The organism is Bacillus sp. EE-W1 (assembly GCF_009760835.1).
Lineage (GTDB): Bacteria > Bacillota > Bacilli > Bacillales > Bacillaceae_G > Bacillus_A > Bacillus_A wiedmannii.
Window position 1 is genome coordinate 1 of record NZ_WIPE01000159.1, and the last position, 2007, is coordinate 2007.

2 protein-coding genes and 1 pseudogene are annotated in these 2007 nt (G+C 32.0%); 2 read left to right on the plus strand and 1 reads right to left on the minus strand.

What is annotated here, in order from left to right:
• Positions 1-114: 114 nt before the first annotated feature.
• Positions 115-297 (plus strand): annotated as a pseudogene (locus tag GFJ36_RS28795) (hypothetical protein); the annotation flags it as partial.
• Between the two features lie 277 nt (positions 298-574).
• On the opposite strand, the gene GFJ36_RS28800 reads toward GFJ36_RS28795, so the two are convergent.
• Positions 575-1111, minus strand: a complete 537-nt coding sequence (locus tag GFJ36_RS28800; RefSeq protein ID WP_098230583.1) for a glycoside hydrolase family 19 protein — start codon at positions 1109-1111, stop codon at positions 575-577.
• Positions 1112-1789: 678 nt separating this feature from the next.
• On the opposite strand from GFJ36_RS28800, the gene GFJ36_RS28805 reads away from it, so the two are divergent.
• Positions 1790-2007 (plus strand): hypothetical protein (locus GFJ36_RS28805; protein ID WP_157349855.1); only part of this gene is annotated, 218 nt, incomplete at its 3' end.

The following is a 2007-nucleotide window of genomic DNA, read 5'->3' on the forward strand; positions in this document are numbered from 1 at the left end:
TAGATTTCTTGCGAAATATGTACCTAGAGCCGTATTTCAATTTAAATATGATAGTATTACTCTTAGTATGAGCCTTATATTTTATTATTTTGTACTAATCATGGGGGTATGTATATGCGTAAATTGTTCAGTGGAAAACGTGTACTAGAAAGAGAAACAAACGAAGGTTCATCGTATTTTGTAGTACCAGAAGAGAAATTTCAGAAGTATGTGGTGCTATGGGGATATTTAATCCCACACGGAGTTTTCAATCAGCCTAATAAATGGGTAAATACATATACGATAAGCCCTTTGGATACATAAACAGAAAATAAACTGATATATTAAATAAGTCCAATAACTATTCTTGCGAGTCAACGGTATCGACAGTTGAAGTTGCTTTCATACAAGGATATTCAGATGTTTTTATCTTGCATCAACAGACCTGTCCTTTCTTCTCCCTTTTAAAATTAATAACATTTTAAATTCCAAGACTAGCAGGAAGAATTTCTCCAAAGTAAAGCGACTTTTAATCTAAGAAGGAACCTTTGTAGGTTCCTTCCAAATAAGAGTATTATAATTATATTTGGCAACACTAAACTAATACTTTAGTTACCATTCCATATTGTTCCCATCTGTCTTGTAATCCGTTTTTCCCACCATTTACCCTTATAGTTATCTGTTCCACAGATTCCCCATTATCACAAGCCTTATTCATGCCGTTTAATTTCCACCAGAATCCAGCACTGGCCCATGGATAAGTTTTAGATACATAATCTGCACCTTCCATAATTCGAGGATCACCCATATCGTTTGCAAATTGTTGGTAATTTTTCCGCCCAGTTAATTGAATATATCCAGCACCTTTGAATTTTGGTCCATCTCCAGGATGTATATTACCAAGATCCTTTCTATGTTCGTAAATTTTTCCATCAGCAAGTTCTTTGGTCCATTTCCCAAGACCAGATTCATGAGCAGTTTGACTAAGAAAATGTCTAATTCTTGGCGGAGTATTTATACTATATTTTTCTATAGTACGATTTAAATCCAGTACCATATGATCATTTACATGACTCCATCCTAACGCCTTAAGTTTCTCTCCTGTTATTTTTATTGTTGTAGCATTTGACATTATCAATTCCACCTTTACTTTAATTTTTTATATTAACAAGAGTAAAGTCTTTGAATACAGAAGGTTTTCTTAAAGTAATTTGTTTGGGGACTCAAACAATAAATATTTTTTTCTAATGATTAAAGAAATATACCTAATTAAAATAACAGCTGTGAAAGAACTGCAAAGCTTAAATAAAACAATCTGTAACAAAAAGGAAGATGAAGGACTCTCAGAAATTTATTTCATTTGATTTGCTTTTAACAGAACCTTAATTGGAGCAAAAAGTACAACAAACACAATAAGCTTTCCACCAGTATTTTTTTACAGTTTGCCTTTTCTACATTACTTTGATCGTAAATTAATCTATAACATGCATTTCCTTTGTAGTTTTCCCGTCTTTGACACCATACCAGTCTTTTCTAAAAGAATATTCGCTTGGTTTTCAAAAAAATAAACAGTTTTTCAAAATAATTTTTCGAGGAAGGTAAATAATACTTTTGAAAACGTTGTTAGACAGTGAATTCGAGGTGATTTTCCATAAATAGAATGTTATTTTTCCTATTAATACTGATTATCATTGTTGCTGTGGTGCTAAGTGTAAGGTATATAACTAGGAATAGAAATAGAAATAAGCATAATCCAGTCTTTAGCAAATCTAAATTATTTCCAAAGAATCAATTTAAGGAGGAATTCGCTATGGAAGAAAATATCAAAGAAGGTATTCAAACTAAAGGCACAGATGAAATCAAGAATATATTTGCAGGAAAGGAAAAGGAAGAATTTGCTGATGAAATTACAGCATTAAAAACTCAGGTAGAAAATATTCATTCGATTTTAAGTCAACTAGACAAAGGCCGTCAACAAAATGTGAGTTCACCATTGGGGCAAAATCAACAAAACATGGCTTCACCACT